3 protein-coding genes are annotated in these 1444 nt (G+C 64.1%); all 3 read left to right on the top strand.

All coding sequences use genetic code 11. The features are described from left to right. On the top strand, positions 1-334 hold a 334-nt coding region (locus MAXJ12_RS37465; RefSeq protein WP_008840829.1), incomplete at its 5' end, for a transposase. Beyond that, positions 331-675, top strand: a complete 345-nt coding sequence (gene tnpB, locus MAXJ12_RS34130; RefSeq protein ID WP_008840828.1) for an IS66 family insertion sequence element accessory protein TnpB — start codon at positions 331-333, stop codon at positions 673-675. The genes MAXJ12_RS37465 and tnpB, both read left to right, overlap by 4 nt. A gap of 74 nt (positions 676-749) precedes the next feature. After that, positions 750-1444 (top strand): IS66 family transposase (locus MAXJ12_RS34125; protein ID WP_008840827.1); only part of this gene is annotated, 695 nt, incomplete at its 3' end.

Here is a 1444-nt window from a genome sequence, read left to right as displayed (position 1 = left end):
CCGCCTCAAGGTCAGCCCGCCGCGATCACACCGGCGGTGGTCGGGGGAAGCAAAGGCACGTCTGATCGAGGCATCGCTGGCGCCGGGAGCGAATGTTTCGGCCATTGCGCGGGAAGCTGGATTGGCGCCTTCGCAGCTGTTCGGCTGGCGGCGCAAGGCCTTGAAGGGGGACGCGGAGAACCGGCGTGGGGGTGAAGGCCGGTTGGGCTTTGTCGAAATTGCAACGACGGCCGCGCAGATTGAGATCGAGGTCGCCGGAGTGATCATTCGCGCCGGCGCCGACATCGGCCAAGACCAATTGGTCAAGATCGTCCGGGCAGTGAAGTCGGCATGATCCCGGCGGGCGTGAAGGTTCTCCTCGCCAGCCATCCCGTCGATTTTAGAAAAGGACCCGATGGCCTGCTTGCGCTGGTGCGCGACGCGGGATCCGACCCGTTCAACGGCTCGCTCTATGTGTTCCGGGCCAAACGGGCCGACAGGATCAAGATCGTGTGGTGGGATGGATCAGGGGTCTGCCTCTATGCAAAACGGCTCGAGCAATCGAAGTTCTGCTGGCCGCGGATCGGACCGCACCGGGTTCAGCTGAACCATGCGCAATTGCTTGCTCTGGTCGACGGGCTGGACTGGAAAAAGGTTCGCCCGGTGGCGGTGAAGCGGCCGCAATCGGTGGGCTGACGAGCCTGTGGCAAAGTGAATCGGACCTTTGGAAACGGTGGGAAAACGGCCGCGAACATGGTCTGATTGCGGTGATGACGAGGCCCGTTTCCCAGCTTCCCGACGACATTGACGCGCTCAAGGCGATGATCGCCGCCATGGCGGAGCAGCGGCTGCAGCTGGAAGTGCGGAACGGTGAGCTTGAGACGCGGAATGATGAGCTTGAGGCGCGCAACAGCGATCTGGCAGCGAGCAACACGCACCTCGAAGCGGTCAACAAGACGGCCGCGCAGCGCATTGCACGGCTGACGGAGATCCTGAAAGAGCTGAGGCGGGCGCGCTATGGAAGGCGCTCTGAACGGCTGAGCGAGGATCAATTTGCCTTCGTGTTCGAAGAGATCCAGATCGGGATCGCGGCGGCCGAGGCGGAACTCGCCAAGGCGGGTGGCGCGGACAAGGCAAAACGCGCGCCGCGGCCTCGCAAGGGCTTTGCAGAGCATCTCGAGCGGATCGACGTTGTCATCGAGCCGGAAACGCCGCAAGGCTGCGAGGGCCTGGACAAGGTCCTCATCGGCGAGGATGTCTCGGAGCGGCTGGACGTCATCCCGGCGCAGTTCCGGGTCATCGTCACCCGTCGACCGAAATACGCCTACAAAGGCTTCGACGGCGTCTTCCAGGCACCCGCGCCGGCCCACCTGATCGAGGGCGGCATTCCGACCGAGGCGCTTCTGGCCCATATTGCCGTCGCCAAGTATGCCGACGGGCTGCCGCTTTACCGGCAGGGGGGGGG

This window comes from Mesorhizobium alhagi CCNWXJ12-2 (assembly GCF_000236565.1).
GTDB lineage: Bacteria > Pseudomonadota > Alphaproteobacteria > Rhizobiales > Rhizobiaceae > Allomesorhizobium > Allomesorhizobium alhagi.
This window is presented reverse-complemented; position numbering and strand designations above follow the sequence as displayed.